This is a genomic window from Bosea sp. ANAM02 (assembly GCF_011764485.1).
Classification (GTDB): domain Bacteria; phylum Pseudomonadota; class Alphaproteobacteria; order Rhizobiales; family Beijerinckiaceae; genus Allobosea.
In genome coordinates, this window is record NZ_AP022848.1 from 1,329,182 (window position 1) to 1,346,054 (window position 16,873).

Annotated in this window: 18 protein-coding genes; 10 read left to right on the plus strand and 8 right to left on the minus strand. The window is 65.9% G+C overall.

Annotation, left to right across the window (positions count from 1 at the left end):
- Positions 1 to 103 precede the first annotated feature (103 nt).
- The 5 genes from bla to OCUBac02_RS06420 form a co-directional block, all read right to left on the minus strand.
- The gene (gene bla / locus OCUBac02_RS06400) at positions 104 to 1,105 is read right to left on the minus strand and encodes a class A beta-lactamase (protein ID WP_173044283.1); all 1,002 of its coding nucleotides are present in this window, start codon (positions 1,103 to 1,105) and stop codon (positions 104 to 106) included.
- Positions 1,106 to 1,169: 64 nt separating this feature from the next.
- Positions 1,170 to 1,424 (minus strand): DUF1902 domain-containing protein, encoded by a 255-nt coding sequence (locus tag OCUBac02_RS06405; RefSeq protein WP_047575341.1) that lies wholly within the window; start codon positions 1,422 to 1,424, stop codon positions 1,170 to 1,172.
- Positions 1,425 to 1,426: 2 nt separating this feature from the next.
- Complete coding sequence (gene serA / locus OCUBac02_RS06410) at positions 1,427 to 3,016, minus strand: phosphoglycerate dehydrogenase (protein WP_173044285.1); 1,590 nt, start codon at positions 3,014 to 3,016, stop codon at positions 1,427 to 1,429.
- 167 nt (positions 3,017 to 3,183) lie between these two features.
- Complete coding sequence (locus OCUBac02_RS06415; RefSeq protein ID WP_173044287.1) at positions 3,184 to 4,362, minus strand: phosphoserine transaminase; 1,179 nt, start codon at positions 4,360 to 4,362, stop codon at positions 3,184 to 3,186.
- A 459-nt stretch (positions 4,363 to 4,821) separates the two neighbouring features.
- A complete protein-coding gene (locus OCUBac02_RS06420) occupies positions 4,822 to 5,418 on the minus strand; it encodes a hypothetical protein (protein ID WP_173044288.1) in 597 nt (198 codons plus the stop codon).
- A gap of 209 nt (positions 5,419 to 5,627) precedes the next feature.
- Here OCUBac02_RS06420 and OCUBac02_RS06425 point away from each other — a divergent pair, with 209 nt between their 5' ends.
- Complete coding sequence (locus OCUBac02_RS06425) at positions 5,628 to 5,966, plus strand: endonuclease domain-containing protein (RefSeq protein ID WP_173044290.1); 339 nt, start codon at positions 5,628 to 5,630, stop codon at positions 5,964 to 5,966.
- 798 nt (positions 5,967 to 6,764) lie between these two features.
- Here the strand turns inward: OCUBac02_RS06425 and OCUBac02_RS06430 are convergent.
- Complete coding sequence (locus OCUBac02_RS06430) at positions 6,765 to 6,986, minus strand: hypothetical protein (protein ID WP_173044292.1); 222 nt, start codon at positions 6,984 to 6,986, stop codon at positions 6,765 to 6,767.
- 170 nt (positions 6,987 to 7,156) lie between these two features.
- Between OCUBac02_RS06430 and OCUBac02_RS06435 the strand changes: the two genes are divergently transcribed.
- On the plus strand, positions 7,157 to 7,417 hold the full coding sequence (locus OCUBac02_RS06435; RefSeq protein WP_047582199.1) for a hypothetical protein: 261 nt from the start codon (positions 7,157 to 7,159) through the stop codon (positions 7,415 to 7,417).
- A gap of 4 nt (positions 7,418 to 7,421) precedes the next feature.
- Here the strand turns inward: OCUBac02_RS06435 and OCUBac02_RS06440 are convergent, their stop codons facing one another.
- Entirely contained in the window at positions 7,422 to 7,877 is a 456-nt protein-coding gene (locus OCUBac02_RS06440; RefSeq protein WP_173044294.1) for an RbsD/FucU family protein, read from the minus strand.
- Positions 7,871 to 8,731 carry an amidohydrolase family protein gene (locus tag OCUBac02_RS06445; RefSeq protein ID WP_173044296.1) on the minus strand — a complete coding sequence of 287 codons (861 nt, stop codon included), beginning with the start codon at positions 8,729 to 8,731 and terminating at the stop codon, positions 7,871 to 7,873. The genes OCUBac02_RS06440 and OCUBac02_RS06445 overlap by 7 nt, the downstream gene beginning before the upstream one ends.
- A gap of 203 nt (positions 8,732 to 8,934) precedes the next feature.
- Between OCUBac02_RS06445 and OCUBac02_RS06450 the strand changes: the two genes are divergently transcribed.
- From OCUBac02_RS06450 to OCUBac02_RS06485, 8 genes are all read left to right on the plus strand, one after another.
- Complete coding sequence (locus OCUBac02_RS06450; RefSeq protein ID WP_173044298.1) at positions 8,935 to 10,272, plus strand: ABC transporter substrate-binding protein; 1,338 nt, start codon at positions 8,935 to 8,937, stop codon at positions 10,270 to 10,272.
- Positions 10,273 to 10,409: 137 nt separating this feature from the next.
- Positions 10,410 to 11,339, plus strand: coding sequence for a carbohydrate ABC transporter permease (locus OCUBac02_RS06455; RefSeq protein ID WP_173044300.1), 930 nt, complete (start codon positions 10,410 to 10,412; stop codon positions 11,337 to 11,339).
- A complete protein-coding gene (locus OCUBac02_RS06460; protein ID WP_156134694.1) occupies positions 11,339 to 12,157 on the plus strand; it encodes a carbohydrate ABC transporter permease in 819 nt (272 codons plus the stop codon). The genes OCUBac02_RS06455 and OCUBac02_RS06460 overlap by 1 nt, the downstream gene beginning before the upstream one ends.
- Before the next feature lie 82 nt (positions 12,158 to 12,239).
- On the plus strand, positions 12,240 to 13,136 hold the full coding sequence (locus OCUBac02_RS06465; RefSeq protein WP_173044302.1) for a dihydrodipicolinate synthase family protein: 897 nt from the start codon (positions 12,240 to 12,242) through the stop codon (positions 13,134 to 13,136).
- Between the two features lie 23 nt (positions 13,137 to 13,159).
- Positions 13,160 to 13,837, plus strand: a complete 678-nt coding sequence (locus OCUBac02_RS06470) for a GntR family transcriptional regulator (RefSeq protein WP_173044303.1) — start codon at positions 13,160 to 13,162, stop codon at positions 13,835 to 13,837.
- A gap of 68 nt (positions 13,838 to 13,905) precedes the next feature.
- Entirely contained in the window at positions 13,906 to 14,898 is a 993-nt protein-coding gene (locus OCUBac02_RS06475) for a sialic acid TRAP transporter substrate-binding protein SiaP (RefSeq protein WP_047578073.1), read from the plus strand.
- 180 nt (positions 14,899 to 15,078) lie between these two features.
- Positions 15,079 to 15,576, plus strand: a complete 498-nt coding sequence (locus OCUBac02_RS06480; protein WP_173044305.1) for a TRAP transporter small permease — start codon at positions 15,079 to 15,081, stop codon at positions 15,574 to 15,576.
- Positions 15,573 to 16,859 carry a TRAP transporter large permease gene (locus tag OCUBac02_RS06485; protein WP_173044307.1) on the plus strand — a complete coding sequence of 429 codons (1,287 nt, stop codon included), beginning with the start codon at positions 15,573 to 15,575 and terminating at the stop codon, positions 16,857 to 16,859. Before OCUBac02_RS06480 ends, OCUBac02_RS06485 begins: the two co-directional genes overlap by 4 nt.
- Positions 16,860 to 16,873 lie beyond the last annotated feature (14 nt).

A 16,873-nucleotide genomic window follows, 5' to 3' on the forward strand; every position in this document is an offset into this window, starting at 1 on the left:
AGAGCGAGATCGGCCGCAAGACGAGATAAAGTATAAGAGCCTCCGACAAAGCCCATCGAGGCCCCTTCGGATTGTGTCGGAGGCTCGAAGTCCGCGATGCTTGTCAGCGCAGCGCCGAGACCGCGAGCCGTGCCACATCCGCCAGCGCCGTCGCGCGTTCGTCGGCATCGGCACGGGACCCCGCAAGATAGGTCACGATGACGAAGCGGCGGCCATCCGGCAGGGTCGCGATGCCGATATCGTTGGTGGCGTGGTTGATGCCGTCGGTGGTGAGGCCGAGCCCGGTACGGTGGGCGAAGCGGGTGCCTGCCGGCAGGCCGGCCTTGAGCCGGTCGGTACCGACCTTCGATTCCGCGACGATCTTCTCGATGAAAGCGGTGTGGGCGGGCTCGCGCAACCAGTTGCCCCTGGCGAAGGCTTCGAGGAATTGCGCGCTCGCTTCCGGCGTCGACGCATCGCGCTTGTCCTTGAGCGCGTTCGAGAGGGCACCGATGCGCAGGCGCGGCCGCATCACCTTGAGCTCGGCGCGGAAGGCCTTCTCGTCGACTGCCTCGTCCCAGCCGAAACCCTTGAGCCCGTAGATCTCGGGCTGGAACTGGCGCTCGTAGCGGTCGATGGACATGCCCTGGATGCCGCCGTCGCGCAGCATCCTGGTCACCACCTGCGGCCCGCCGATCTCGCGCATCAAGAGGTCGGCGGCGGTGTTGTCGCTCTCGCCGGCCGCGAGGCGGATCAGTTCGCGCAGCGGATAGTCGTTGCGCTCGCCCTTGAAGGACTTGGCGAGCGGGCTGTGGAACAGCGAGAAATCCTTGCGGGTCACCGTGATCGGCTGGTCCAGCCTGAACTTACCGGCCTCGACCTGCTGCAGTACCGCGACCGCCAGCGGCAGCTTGAAGATGCTCTGCATCGGGAAGGTCTCGGAGCCGCGATGCGACCAGAGCTTGCGGTCGCGCAGGTCCATCAGCGCGACGCCGAGCCGGCCTTTCGACGCCTGCTCGATGCCCTCGATCGCCTTGTCGAGCTTGTCGCGGTCCCAGTCGGCGAAGGCCGGGGCAGCCGTCAGGCCGGCGAGGGCAATGGCGGCGAGGCGGGCAAGGGCAGGCATGGACGATCCTCTGCGACGGGGCGGTCACAGGGCCGCGATATTGCGGCGAGGTTGCGGCGGCGGCTCAGAGCGGCTCGCCATTCCGCGCATCGCAGAGCGACAATTCGACCGGGCAGCCCTCTATGCCGAAGCATTCCGGCAGGAGCCGGGTCAGCCGCTCGCGCAGCGCCTCCAGGGTCTCGGCCTCGGTGACGATGCCGAGCTCGCCGGTATCCATGGCGTACCAGAGGCCTGCCGCTTCGTCGCGGCGGACCTCGAAGCGGATCGGCTCCGCCGCCGCGGCAGGCGCGGCGACGAGAGCCTTCAGCGGACCCAGCACGGTCAGAACTTCAGCCGCCGGGCCCGCTTGACCATCGGGATCGCGTGGATCTTGTCGAGCAGTTCGTCCGAGATCGGCTCGTCGACCGCGACATAGCAGATCGCGTCGCCGCCCGGCTTGTCGCGGCCGAGCGCGAAGGTCGCGACATTGACGCCGGCGCCGCCGAGCAGCGAGCCGAACTGTCCGATGAAGCCCGGCTTGTCGGCATTGCGGACATAGAGCATGTGCGGCGCGAACTCGGCATCGACGGCGATGTCGCGGATATCGACGATGCGCGGCTTGCCATCGTGGAAGACCGTGCCCGAGGCATGGCGCGGCATGTCCTCGGCATCGACGACGATGCGGATGACGCTTTCGAGATTGCCGGCGACCTCGCGGGTCAGTTCCTCGACGACGATGCCCTTCTCCTTCGCCACCATGGCCGAGTTGACCATGTTGATCTCCGGCAGGAAGGGCCTGAGCACGCCGGTGATCGCGGCGGCCGAGATCGCCTTGAGGTTGAGGCCGGCGACCGCGCCCTCGTACTCGATGCGGATGCCCTTGACCGGAGCCTCGGTGAGCTGGCCGAGGAAGGAGCCGAGCTTCTCGGCGAGATCGACGAAGGGCTTCACCCGCGGCGCTTCCTCGGCGGTGATCGAGGGGAAGTTGACCGCGTTGGTGATCGCGCCCTTGAGCAGGTAGTCGCTCATCTGCTCGGCGACCTGCAGCGCGACATTCTCTTGCGCCTCGTTGGTGGAGGCGCCGAGATGCGGCGTGCAGACCACGTTGTCCAGCCCGAAGAGCGGGTTCGATTCCGCCGGCTCGGCCGAGAACACGTCGAAGGCCGCGCCCGCGACATGGCCGGACTTGATCAGATCGGCCAGCGCCTGCTCGTCGACAAGGCCGCCGCGGGCGCAGTTGATGATGCGCACGCCCTTCTTCGTCTTGGCGAGGTTCTCGGCCGAGAGGATGTTCCTGGTCTTCTCGGTCATCGGCACGTGCAGCGTGATGAAGTCGGCGCGCTTCAAGAGGTCGTCGAGCTCGACCTTCTCGACGCCGAGCTGAAGCGCGCGTTCCGGCGAGAGATAGGGGTCATAGGCGATGACGCGCATCTTCAGGCCGATGGCGCGCTCGGCGACGATCGAGCCGATATTGCCGGCGCCGATGAGACCCAGCGTCTTCGCCGTGATCTCGACGCCCATGAAGCGGTTCTTCTCCCACTTCCCGGCCTGGGTCGAGGTATCGGCGGCAGGGATCTGGCGGGCGAGCGCGAACATCATGGCGATGGCGTGCTCGGCGGTGGTGATCGAGTTGCCGAAGGGCGTGTTCATCACGATCACGCCGCGCGCGGTGGCAGCGGGGATCTCGACATTGTCGACGCCGATGCCGGCGCGGCCGATGACCTTGAGGTTGGTCGCCTGCTCCAGCAGCTTGGCAGTCGCCTTGGTGGCCGAGCGGATGGCGAGGCCGTCATAATCGCCGATGATCGCGGCCAGCTTATCCTTGTCCTTGCCGAGGTTCGGATCGAAGGTCACGTCGATGCCGCGGTCCTTGAAGATCTGGACGGCGGCGGGGGAGAGGGCGTCGGAAATCAGGACTTTCGGTGCGGACATGGGAGGCTCCGGCTGGCGCCGCGCTAGCTAAGAGGAGCGGTCTGGCGCTTGAAGAGGGAAAGAGCGTCATGGCCGGGCTTGACCCGGCCATCTCGGGACGCGAAGGCGCGGGATGGCGCCTCTTCTGGAAAGAGATGGTCGGGTCAAGCCCGACCATGACGGCCTATTCAGGCCGCCTTCTTGCCCAACCCCGCCTTCGCCTCGGCGAAGGCATAGGCGATCCACGGCAGCAGCGCCTTGAGGTCGCGTGACTGGACGGTCGCGCCGCACCAGATGCGCAGGCCGGGAGGGGCGTCGCGGTAATGGCCGAGATCGTAGCCGGCGCCGGCCTTCTCGATGATCGAGACGACCTGCTTGGCGAAGGCCGCCTGCGCGTCCGCCGGCAAGGCCGTCACGGCCGGGTCGGTGAACTTCAGGCACACGCTCGTGTTGGAGCGCGTCTTCGGCTTCACGGCCAGGAAGTCGATCCAGTCGTTCTCGCGCACGAACCTGGCGATGACGCGGGCATTGCCGTCGGCGCGCTTCACCAGGCCGTCGAGCCCGCCGACCTTCCGGGCCCATTCCAGCGCGTCGATATAGTCCTCGACCGCGAGCATGGAGGGGGTGTTGATGGTCTCGCCGGTGAAGATGCCCTCGATCAGCTTGCCGCCCGAGGTCATGCGGAAGATCTTCGGCAGCGGCCAGGCGGGCTTGTAGCTTTCGAGCCGGGCGACGGCGCGGGGCGAGAGCACGATCATGCCATGCGCGGCCTCGCCGCCGAGCACCTTCTGCCAGGAGAAGGTGACGACATCGAGCTTCGGCCAGTCGAGGCGCTGGGCGAAGGCGGCGGAGGTGGCGTCGCAGATGGTCAGCCCCTCGCGATCATCGGCGATCCAGCTGGCGTCGACGACGCGCACGCCGGACGTGGTGCCGTTCCAGGTGAAGACGACGTCGCGGTTCTTGGTGTCGACCTTCTTGAGGTTCGGCAATTCGCCATAGGGCGCCTCAAAAGTGCGGACATCGGCGAGCTTGAGCTGCTTGACGACATCGGTGACCCAGCCGGCGCCAAAACTTTCCCAGCTCACCATGTCGACGCCGCGGGCGCCGAGCAGGGACCAGAGCGCCATCTCGACGGCGCCGGTATCGGAGGCCGGCACGATGCCGATGCGGTAATCGGCCGGAACCTGCAGCACCTCGCGCGTCAGGTCGATCGCCGCTTTCAGCTTGTCCTTGCCGATCTTGGCGCGGTGCGAGCGGCCGAGCGGAGCGTCTGAGAGGTTCTTGAGGGCCCAGCCGGGGCGCTTGGCGCAGGGGCCGGACGAGAAATTAGGCACGCGCGGGCGCGTGGTCGGAACGGTATTCGCCATCGATGTCTCCATCCTTACAGATGGGCGCGCCCCGTTGGGGGGGCGTGTCCCGTCGATGGGGGTAGGATGGGAGGGCGGGGGGAGTCAAGTGACGCTAAGGTAGCAGAGCCTTAGGTTGAAGTTTGCCTTGCCCATTTTAGTTGCATGAGAAAATCTTACTCGTGATAGCTTTTGGGGGATATGATGGCCGACGAAAATGACATCGCACGCGGAGTCGTTCAGATCGCGAATGCAAATGGCGGTCTTTGCACCTACAAGCGCGCCTATCGCGAAATTCCAAACTACGTGCAACTGAGCGCAGCTAACCTTGCCCCTTCAGCTTCACGCCCCGGCGAACCGATGTGGCATCAGCTAGTGCGGAATATTAGGTCGCACTACCAAACCCCCGGAAACTTTGTTCACGATGGCCATCTAACCCACGTTCCGGGCGTTGGTTATCGCGTATGAAGTGATGCGCCGTTAGTTGAAACGGTGCTTATAGCCGGGCTTGAACCATTTCAATTCAGTCCCGCTAGGTGCGTCTTTGTCCCAAACGAACCATGCGTAAGCGGTGGTGCCGCTGCCTTGTTGAACAGCGCCTGCGGGATAGAAAGTGATCCTCTCGCTAAATACCCAGACCCGGCTTGGCGGGCATTGAGAGAAAATAGTGTTTGCGCGGTTAGCGCCCTCAAGGAAAGCAAGCCGTAACAAGAGTGCGAACTTGTGTTTTGCCTGGCTAACGCCAGACCGAACGAAGCCCTCAGCCGCGTTATATGGCGGGTTGGTCACGATGTTGTCGGCGCGACGCTTCGCTTGAAGGAAGTCAATCCCTGAGTCGCCGTAGCCTCGATCGTATAGATCGGAACTGATCACAGACCGAGATGCGTGTTCAAGGACTCGGGACATTGCACCATTTCCGCAAGCGCTCTCCCAAATTTCCCCGCTGAAAGATTCATTGTCGATCAGCGCGTGGGTGGCCCAAGCGGGTGTCGGAAAGAAGTCTGGTCCGTTTAGGTCGGCAAATCGTTTGGTGGTTGGCTTGAAGCCACCATTGAGATTGTAAGTGCTATCAGTCACGAATCACCTCTTTCAAGAAAATATATACGAATCAATAACTTAAAACACCATTAAGTGCGGTGCTGATGCCGCCTGCTAAACTCTGTCCACAATGGGATTACGCTGTGCTGAAGCCAGAAGAGTTCGGGGAACCCCTCTCCCGGATGGGAGAGGGGCAGGGGTGAGGGACCGCCGTTGATCGCAAAAGCGAGCGCGTACAACATCCCCCGATGACAAGCGAACGGCGCCAATTCGCCCGACAACTTCGGCAGCGCGCGACCGAGCCGGAAGACGTGCTGTGGTCGCTGCTGCGAAACCGCCAGCTCGACGGGCTGAAGTTCCGTCGGCAGGTCCCTTTGCTCGGATACACAGTCGATTTGATCTGCATCGATCGAAAGCTGATTGTTGAGATCGACGGCCGCCAGCATGGTTGGGACGCCGATTACGATGCCGCGCGGACGGAAGAGATCGAACGGCATGGCTTCAAGGTCGTTCGCTTCAGTAATGGCGCCGTCTTGGACGACAGGGATGCCGTCATCATGGCCGTTCGAAGAGCAGCAGGCGGATAGGCAGCATCCTTATCCGCAACGGCAAGCCCTCACCCCTGCCCCTCTCCCATCCGGGAGAGGGGTTCCCCGCGCTCAACCGTTGCAGTCGCGATAACTTATCCCCGCCCTCCCATCTCGCACCTATCCTCCCTTCCACCTCGCCCCCGAGGGGCAGCCATCCGGAGGTATGCCGTTGGCGAGGCGGGGGCGGCGCCTGCGGGTGGGGTTACGACCCACTCCCGGGAGGCTTCGGGGCACCGCCCTGGGGGTACTACGGCCCCTGTGCGAGGAGCTCGCTGGAAGGCATGGCGGCGCCGCTCCTGCGGGGCCAGGACGCGACAGGGCCGGCAGCGGACCGAAAAAGCGGCTCAAGCCCTTTTCGGGATCATCCGCTGCACGAGACAAAGGAGATCGCGCAAGCGTCTCTGCCGAACTGGCGTCGAGGCCCACAGGTCAGCGAAACGCCCTGCCGCATAAGCGCGGCCCGGAGACTGAAGAACGCCGTCGAGCGGAGCGCCACGGGGCGTGCGGATGGTGGCTCAATCCATCCGCGCCGCATCCTGGCTCAATGGAAGCGGCCCGATACCCCCGCGCCTCGCGGCGCTCCGCTGCCCCTCATTTCGAACCCGCCGCGCCTCGGTGCGGGCGGGGCAAACCCATGCGTCATTCTCGGGCGGAGCGAAGCGCAGACCCGAGAATCTCGGGCAGGAGAGGCGCCAGAGCCTCCTTCGGCCGGAGATGCTCGGGTCAAGCCCGAGCATGACGCTTGGCGGGCGGGCGCAACTGAAGAGGGGATGCGCGTTGCGGATCACGCGCCGCTCAATCCCCCGTCATCGTCATTTCGGCGTCGATCGCCTTCATCTTCGGATTGGCGGCGCAGAAGGCCCGGATCTTCGCCATGACGGCGGCCGGGTATTCACTCTTGCGGTGGGCGCCGGATTTCAGCCAGTCGGCGCAGCTCAGCTCCCGGTCGGTGATCCGGGCGGCGGCGGGCGCGGCAAGGAGGCCGGCGAGCGCGGCGAGCAAGGCGAGGCGGGGCATGGTCTGGTCCTGAACGGGCGGCCGCATCACGGCTCAAGCCTCGGGCGCCGCTCCTGCTAGTGCATCGGATGGAGAAGGGGAATTCCCTTTTTCGGGAGAAGGCGATGGGGCAGGCAAGCCCGGCATTTCGTGATAGGCAACCGCCTTTTCCCGCAGACAGGTTCCAGACCATGGCCAAGAAGACCCCCGAACAGCTCGCCCAGGAATTCGAGGGCCGCAAGGCCAAGGGGCTGGCCAAGGGCGGGGCGGCGTTCTGGCCGAACATCATCGCCAATGCCGTGCTGAAGCTGACCCAGCAGCGGGCCGAGATCACGCCGGAGACGCTGATCGCGATGATCGAGCGCGAGGCGCCGACGCTGGAGGTCACGGTCCGGTCCGGCGCGGCGGAGGCGGTCGCGCGCCTGAAGCAGGCCATCGCCAAGGGTTCGTGAGGCCTCAGCCCGGCTCGCCGGCGATGACGCCCTTGCGCAGCAGGAAGCAGCCATAGGGTCGGGGATCGCCGACCTGTACGACCGCGAAAGCCCGCCGCGCCGCTTCATAGAAGGCGAAGCGCTCGAGGCGAGCGAGCGGTGCGGGGCGGCCCAGCGCCCTATCGATTTCGGCCTGCACGGCGCGCTGGACCTCGGGGATCGCGTTGGCATCGCCGACCACTTCCATGCGCCTGAGCGGCTCGGGCTCGAAATCGTCGATCGGCAGCACCGAGAGGATGGCGCGGGCGGCGCGCTCCATCGTGAGACCCGGCAGGCGGATCAGGCGGCCGCTGGTGGTGGCGCTGGCGATGGTTTCGGCAGGGTGATTGGCGTCGACCAGCGCGAGGTCGTCGCCATGGCCCATCGCGGCGAGCACCCAGAGCAGGTCGGCGGAGAGGACGGGGTCGAGGTTTCTCAGCATGACGGGCGGCGGCCCCTCTTGGTCAGGTAGATGCGGGCGGCGTTGCCGCCGAAGATCGCGGCTCGATAAGGTTCTGTGAGGGTGGCCGTCAGGCGCTCGGCGGCGGCGAGCCACTGGTCGTAGGCAGCGGCGAGCGTGACGACCGGCCAGTCGCTGCCCCAGAGCAGACGCTCCGGCCCGAAACAGGCGATGAGCTGGGCGACGGCCGGCGCCAGCACCGCCTCGCGCCAGCCGGGCCCGGCTTCGGTGACGAGGCCGGAGAGCTTGCAGGATGTGTTCGGCCGCGCGGCCAAGGCCGCGATGCCGCCGCGCCAGGCGGAGAGGTCGGCGCCGGTCAGGTCCGGCTTGGCGCCATGGTCGATGACGACGGGGAGTTCGGTCTCGCGCTCCACCAGCTTCAGGAGAGCGGGGATCTGCGGCGGCTTCACCAGCGCGTCGAAGACCAGGCCGTGCTCTTTCAGGGCGGCGAAGGCGGGGGCAAGCGTCGGCTTCGCGAGCCAGTCGGGGTCCGGGATGTCCTGAACCATCGGCCTCAAGCCGACGAGCAGCGGGTCGGCGGCGAGGGCTGCGATCCGGGCGGGGGCGTCGGGCGCCTGGAAATCCGCCCAGCCGACGACGCCGGCGACGAAGGGCGTGGCGGCCGCGATGGCGAGCAGGTGATGCGTCTCGGCCTCGGTCGGGGCGGCCTGGACGAGGATGGTCGAGGCGATGTGGTGCTGCGCCAGATGCGGGGCGAGGTCGGCGGGTTCGAAATCGCGATGGATCGGCTTCAGCGCGGGCGTCAGCCAGCCATAATCGCCGCGGGAGAGCCGCCAGAAATGCTGGTGGGAATCGATGCGGGGCGGGCTCGTCACAGGCGGCTCTCGCAGGGGATCCGGCGGCGGGGAGGCATGGCGTGGCGACACTATGTGCACGCCAACATGTTAGCTTGCAACCGGGCCGAAAGGAGAATAGCGTCCAGCCCCGATCACGGATGCGACAGGGCGATCGCCGCCCGTCGCTCCGGCGACATCGCAGGCCCGGAACGGGCCGTCTTCAAGTCCTGGGGAGGACGCCGATGACCGACAGCATTCTCAAGCCGACCCGCCGTATCCTGCTGGCCGGCGGCGCCGCCGCGATCGCCTCGCCCTTCGTGCTGCGCAAGGCGCAGGCGCAAGGGGCGTTCGACTGGAAGAAATTCTCCGGCCAGACGATCGACGTGCTGCTGGTCAAGAATCCGCGTTCCGACCTGATGCAGGCGGCGGAGAAGGAGTTCACCGAGCTCACCGGCATCAAGGTCTCGGCCGAGCAGGTGCCGGAGCAGCAGCAGCGCCAGAAGGCGGTGATCGAGTTCGCCTCGGGCAAGCCGAGCTTCGACGTCAGCGGCATCTCGCTGCATGTGCAGAAGCGCATGGCGGCCAAGGGCAAGTGGTTCGAGAATCTCGAGCCCTTCATCAAGAACCCGTCGCTGACGTCGCCGGATTTCGACTTCGCCGATTTCGGCGCCGGCTCGGTCGCCTATGCGCGGCAGGCCGACGGGGCGCTCGATACGATCCCCTTCTTCGTCGATTACTGGATGATCTATTATAACAAGGAGCTCTTCGACGCGAAGGGCGTGGCCTTTCCCAAGACGATGGACGAGATGTTCACCGTCGCGCAGAAGCTGCACGATCCCGCGAAAGGCGTCGCCGGCTTCGTCTCGCGCGGCCTGAAGAACGCGAACGTTCCGGTCTGGACTTCGCTGATGCTCGGGCAGGGCATGGAGACGGTTTCGACAGACGGCAAGCTGCAGACCGATACGCCGGAAGCGATCTGGGCCGCCGATCTCTATCGCAAGCTCAACAAGGAGACCGGCCCGGTCGGGCAGGTCGGCTTCAACTGGAACGAGTGTCAGACCACCTTCATGCAGGGGCGGGCCGCGATGTGGCTGGACGGCATCGGCTTCGCCACGCCGCTGGAGGACCCGACCAAGTCGCGCATCGTCGGCAAGGTCGGCTATGGCGTGACGCCGCCGGGGCCGAAGGCGCATCACGCCGGCATGTTCGCAGACGGCATGGGCATCTCGCGCGGCTCCTCCAAGAAGGAGGCGGCCTGGCTCTATGTCCAGTTCATGACCAACAAGAAGAACCAGATCGCGATGCTGAAGGCTGGCGCGGGCGCGCCGGGCCGCTCCTCGGCCTATCTCGACACCGAGACGATCGCGCAGTCGAAATTCGGCAAGCAGTATTTCGACTGCCTGCTGGCCTCGGCCAAGATCGCGCGGGCCGGCCTGCCGCAGATCGTGCCGGTGACCGAGTTCCGCGACGTGTTCGGCGTGGCGCTGACCAATGCGATCGGCGGGGCGGATGTCGCGGCCGAGTTGAAGAAAGCGACCGAGACCTTCGCGCCGGTGCTCGCCAAGAGCGAGCAGGGCTGATCCCGGCTCGGCGCGGGGGGCGTCATGGTCGGGCTTGTCCCGACCATCCACGTCTTCACTGACTAAGGCCGTTTTCAAGACGTGGATGCTCGCCACGAGGGCGAGCATGACGATGGGTGCCCCGTGAAGCAGACCGCATGACCAGTACGTCCCTGCCAGCCGATCTTGCCAGTGCGGCGCCCGCCAGTCCCGCCTCGGCCTCGGCGGATTTCACGCCGCGCTACTGGCTGTTTTCGCTGCCGGCGGTGCTGGTGATCGCGGCCGTGATCGTCTTCCCCTGGCTGTTCACGCTCTACATGTCCGGCCAGGACTGGAAGATCGGCGGCGGCTCGGAATTCGTCGGGCTCGGCAATTTCGCTTCACTGATGAAGGACCAGCGCTTCATCGAGTCGATGGGACACACCGCCTATTTCACCATTCTGGCGGTGGTGCTGCCGATCGTGTTCGGGACGGCGGCGGCGCTGGTCTTCCATCGCGAATTCCCCTTCCGGGGCCTGCTGCGTACGATCTTCGTGATGCCGATGATGGCGACGCCGGTCGCGGTCGCGCTGGTCTGGACGATGATGTTTCATCCGCAGCTCGGCGTGCTGAACTACCTGCTCTCGCTGTTCGGCATCGGCCCGTCCGGCTGGGTCTACGAGCCATCGACGGTGATCCCGACGCTGGTTCTCGTCGAGGTCTGGCACTGGACGCCGCTGGTCATGCTGATCGTGCTCGGCGGCCTCGCCGGGCTGCCGCGGGAACCTTACGAATCCGCGCTGATCGACGGCGCCAATGACTGGCACATGTTCCGGCACATCACGCTGCCGCTGGTCTGGCCCTTCATCATGGTCGCGATCGTGATCCGCACCATCGATGCGCTGAAGGCCTTCGACACGATCTTCGTGATCACGCAGGGCGGGCCGGGCACGGCGTCGGAGACGCTGAACATCTTCCTCTATCTGCAGGCCTTCCAGTTCTACAAGATCGGCTATGCTTCGGCCGTCGTGGTGATCTTCTTCGTCATCATCATCATGCTCTCGCTGCTGCTGCTCTATGCCCGGCAGAAGTCGAAGTGGAACGCGTGATGAACCGCACGCTCAAGAAAGTCGGCTTCTGGGCCTCGGTCTTCGTGCTGGTCTCGCCGGCCGTGCTGATCTTCCTCTGGATGATCTCGCTGTCGCTCAAGAACGAGCTCGACAACACCGCCTTCCCGCCGGTCTTCATTCCGAACCCGCCGACGCTGAAGAACTATGTCGACGTCTTCGCGCAGAACAATTTCGCGCTCTATCTCTGGAACTCGATCCTGGTCACCGGCGGCGCGGTCCTGCTCGGGCTGCTGGTCGGCGTGCCAGCCGGCTACGGCATCGCGCGGGGCAAGGCGCATAAATTCGCGGTGCTGATCCTGGTGGCGCGGATGACGCCGGCGCTCTCCTACCTGATACCGCTCTTCCTGCTCTTCCAGATCACAGGATTGGTCGGCTCCATCACGGCGCTGGTCATCACCCATCTCGTCATTACAATCCCGATCATCGTCTGGATCATGATCGGATATTTCGAGAACGTGCCGATGGAGCTGGAAGACGCTTCGCGGATCGACGGCGCCACGACCTGGCAGGCCTTCCGACACGTCGCGCTGCCGCTGGCGAAGCCCGGCATCGTGGTCGGTGGCATCCTCGCCTTCATCTTCTCCTGGAACAACTTCATCTTCTCGGTGGTGCTCGGCGGCAAGGCGAGCCGGACGCTGCCCTCGGCCGTCTACAACTCGCTGACCTTCGAGCAGATTTCCTGGGGGCCGCTCGCGGCGGCAGCTCTGCTGGTGACGCTGCCCGTGCTCCTCGTCACCGTCATCGCCCAGCGCCAGATCGTCGCCGGACTCTCCGCCGGAGGGCTCAAGGACGGCTAACCAAAGCATCACGGACCGCTTGCGGGCGGTTCCGTCCTCATACTAACATGTCAGTCAACGTTCAGCCCTGAAAGCTCATCCCATGGCCTCCGACAAGACCCGCTTCGGCCTTTCCTGCGCGATCACCACCCCGATGCGGGAGGGCGGCGGCGTCGACCTGCCGCGCCTCGTCCATCACGCGCGCCATGTGCTGGCCGCGGGCTGCGATTCCGTAACGCTGTTCGGCACGACGGGCGAGGGCGCGGCGCTGGGCCTGCCGGCGCGCACCGCGATGATGGGCGCGCTGATCGGGGCGGGTGTCGACCCGACCCGGCAGATCTATGCCGGCATTGCCGCGGCCTCGATGCATGAGGCGGTCGAGCAGGCGCGTATCGCGCTCGATGCCGGGGCGAAGGGATTGCTGGTCGCGCCGCCCTTCTACTTCAAGGGCGTCAGCGACGAGGGGCTTTACGTGTGGTTCTCGCAGTTCTTCGAGAAGCTCGGCGCCTCCGCCCGCAATGTCGTGCTCTATCACATCCCCTCGGTGACGGCGGTCGATATCAGCGTCGGCCTGGTGCAGCGGCTCAAGACCGCGTTCCCCGGCCTCGTCATCGGCGTGAAGGATTCTTCGGGGAGCTATGCCAATACCGAAGCGCTGCTGAAGGCGCATGGCGAGCTCGCCATTCTCGTCGGCGACGAGCGCCAGCTCGCCAAGGCGGTCCGTAACGGCGCGGAGGGCACGATCTGCGGCCTCGCCAACCTGGTGCCTGGCCTGTTGCGCCCGATGGTCTACGAGGGCAAGGACAGCCCGGTGGTGAATGCGCTGGTCGAGGAGATCTGCTCGCATCCGGTGCTGGCGGCGGTGAAGGCGCTGGTCGGCCACCTCCACGGCGATGACGGCTATGGCGCGATGCGTCCGCCGCTGGAGGCGCTGGATGCGGCGACCCGCAAGCGGCTCTTCGCCGCCTTCGATTCGATCAGGCAGGCCAAGGCCGCCTGAGAAGGGCAACGGAAGGAGAGGCCGTGAACCAGCCGGAGCAGGAACCGCGCGAAGGCGAGCCGCTGAAGCTGAGGGAGCGCGCCTATGCCTCCTTCACCGAGCGATTGCTGGCGCGCGAGATCAAGCCCGGCCAGTTCGTGACCCAGCGCGAACTCGTCGCGATGACGGGATTTCCGCTCGGCGCCATCCGCGAGCTGGTGCCGCGCCTGGAGGCGGAGGGGCTGATCAAGACCGTGCCGCAGCGCGGCATGCAGGTCGCCCATGTCGACCTCAACCTGATCCGTAACGCCTTCCAATTCCGGCTCTTCCTGGAGAAGGAGGCGACGGCGCTCTATGCGCAGAACGCCACCGACGACGAGATCGCAGAGCAGCGCGCGCGGCATGAGGCGATCGTCCGGCGGGCGGAGGCCGGTGGCGACAAGCGCCTGATCGAGGATGCCGAGGATATCGACCGGCTGATGCACGAGGCGATCATCGACCATCTCGACAACGAGATCGTCAGCCAGGCCTTTCGCGTGACCTGGCTGAAGATCAGGCTGATCCGGCAATACGAGACGCGCATCCACAACAGCATCATCATTCCCGTGATGCAGGACCATCTCGCCATCATCGCGGCGATCGAAACGCGCGACCCGGAGCGCGCGGCCGAGGCGATGGCGGCCCATATCGGCAATGCCCGCACCCGGGCGATGCAGTACTGACGCCGAGGACCGCATAGGACAATCATGACGACGAGCCGGAAGACCGGCCGCAAGGGAGGATAACGACAATGATCAAACTGACGAAACGCAGCTTTCTCCGGGGTTCCACCGCGGCCGGTGCTGCGGTTTTCATGCCGGCGATCGCACGGGCACAGGCGACGGTGCTGCGCTGGGGAGAGATGCTGCCGGCGACGCATCCGCAGGTGCAGATGGTCGAGCGTATCGCCAAGCAGGTGAAGGAGAAGACCTCAGGCCGCGTCGATATCCAGTCCTTCCCGGCCGGTCAGCTCGGCTCGGGCAAGGACATGATGGAATCGGTCGCGTCGGGCGCGCTGACCATGACGACGGACGGCGCGGCGGCGCTGGGCTCCTTCCTGCCGCAGCTTTCGGTGGTGGAGGCGCCCTATCTCTGGCGCGACGCGGCCCATATGGCGAAGGTCGCCAAGGCGCCGGTCTTCACGCAGATGAACGCCGAGCTCGAGAAGAAGCGTGGCATGCGCATGGCGGCCGTGACCTATTACGGCAAGCGCCATCTCACCACCGGCTCCAAGCCGGTGAAGAGTGCGGCCGATGTCGCCGGGCTCAAGCTGCGCGTGCCGCCGGTCGACACCTTCCGCGCCATGGTCGAGGCCTGGGGCGCCAAGGCGACGCCGGTCAATTTCAACGAGCTCTATCTCGCGCTCAGCCAGGGCGCGGTCGACGGGCAGGAGAACCCGCTGCCGACGATCCACAGCGCCAAGCTGCAGGAGGTGCAGAAGCACCTGATCCTGACCGGCCACATCATCACGCCGCGGCTCGTCATCGTGAACAGCGATTTCTGGAAGGGGCTGAAGGATGCCGATCGCGCCGTGCTCGAAGCCGCCATCGCCGACGGCGTCGCCTGGCAGGATGCGGAGCTGGCGAGCCAGGAAAGCAGCCTCGTCGCCACGCTGAAGACGGCGGGCATGAGCGTGACCGAGCCCGATCTGGAGAGCTTCTCCAAGCCCGTGCTGGCGAGCCTGCCGAAGCAGTTCGAGAGCAAATGGGGCAAGGGCACCTGGGACGCGCTCGCGGCGCTTTAGGGCGCTGTCAGCGGCGGAACCTCTTCGTCATGGTCGGGCTCGTCCCGACCATCCACGTCTTCATTCCCGATGGGTTGCGTTCAAGACGTGGATGCTCGCCACAAGGGCGAGCACGACAGTACGCGCTCAACACATATGGCTTCCGTTTCACCCGAGCTTCACGACAGGACTGGTCATCCGATGAAATCCCTCGCCGCATTGGCCGACCGGCTGGTCTACTGGGCGGCGGTCGCCCTGCTGCTCACGCTGCTCGCCGTCGTGGTGCTCGGCGTGCTCTTCCGCCAGATCAACCAGCCGCTCGCCTGGTCGGACGAACTGGCGCAGTACCTCCTGGTCTGGACCGGCTTCGTCGGCTGGATCATCGCGGCGCGGCGGCGCGCGCATATCCGCATCATGGTCTTCGCCCAGCGCCTTCCACGTGCGGCGCAGGCGGTGCTGGAGATCGCGACGCAAGTTGCGGTGATCGTCTTCGCCGGGGTTCTGCTGCGCTACTCCTGGGCGCTGGTCGAGCGGAACTGGGACGTCGAATCGATCGCGCTGCCGATCTCGTCGGCCGCGCTCTACATCGTCATGCCCTTCGCGGCGCTGGCGCTGATCCTGCAGGCGCTGGCCGAGATCGGCGACGTGCTGGCCGGGCGCAGGGTCGCGGTCGTCGAGCCGGGAGCGCAGGCGCTATGACGACGCTGATGCTGCAGATCCTGCCGGTCTGGTTCCTGGCGCTGATGATGGGGGTGCCGCTCTTCGTCTCGATGGGGCTGGCGGCCGTCGCCTTCGCCTTCCTCGGCGGCTTCCCGCTCGGCATCGTGCCGCAGAAGATCGCGCAATCCGCCAACTCCTTTCCGCTGCTCGCGGCGCCGCTGTTCATCCTGATGGGCAACATCATGAACTCGGCGGGGATCACCGACCGGATCTTCGGCTTCGCTACCGCCTGCGTTGGCTTCATGCGCGGCGGGCTCTGCCATGCCAACATCCTCGCCAGCGTGATCTTCGCGGGCATGTCGGGCTCGGCCGTGGCGGATGCCGGCGGTGTCGGCACGCTCGAGATCAAGGCGATGCAGGACGAGGGCTACGATGCCGAGACGGCCGCCGCCATCACGGCCGCTTCCGCGACGATCGGGCCGATCATCCCGCCCTCGCTGCCGATGGTGATCTACGGCGTCACCGCCGATGTCTCGATCGGCGGGTTGTTCATCGCCGGCATCATTCCCGGCCTGCTGATGGCGGGCGCGCTGATGGCGATGGTCGTCTATGTCGCCAGGAAGCGTGATCTGCCGCGCCATCCGTTTCCGGGCGCGCGCCAGCTTTGGCTCGCCTACAAGGATGCGCACTGGGCCCTGATGACGCCGGTCATCCTGTTCGGCGGCATGATGGCCGGCATCTTCACGCCGACCGAGGCGGCGGCCGTCGCGACCGCCTACGCGATCGTGCTCGGGCTCTTCGTCTATCGCAGCTTCGCGCTGAAGGACCTGCCTGAGCTCGCGGTCAAGACGGTCGAGACGACCGGCGTCGTGCTGGCGCTGGTGATGGCGGCGGCCGCGCTCGGCTGGTGCCTGTCGATCTCGCGCATTCCGCAGGTGGTCGGGCCGGCACTGGTCGATCTCGCGGGCAGCCCGATCGTCTACCTCCTGATCGTCAACCTGCTGCTGCTCTTCGTCGGCTGCTTCATGGAGGCGCTGGCGGCGATGCTGATCCTGATCCCGATTCTGACGCCGGCTGCGGCGCAGTTCGGCATCGATCCGATCCAGTTCGGGCTGATCTTCGTGCTCAACCTGATGATCGGCACGATCACGCCGCCTGTCGGGGTGGTGCTGTTCGTGACCTCGAAGGTGGCGAACATCTCCTTCGAGGCGATGTCGCGTGCGATCCTGCCCTGGCTGGCCCCACTGGTCGCCGTCCTCATTGCCGCCACGCTCTGGCCGCCGCTGACGACCTGGCTGCCACAGATGATCATGGGACGCTGAGACAGGCCGTGCGG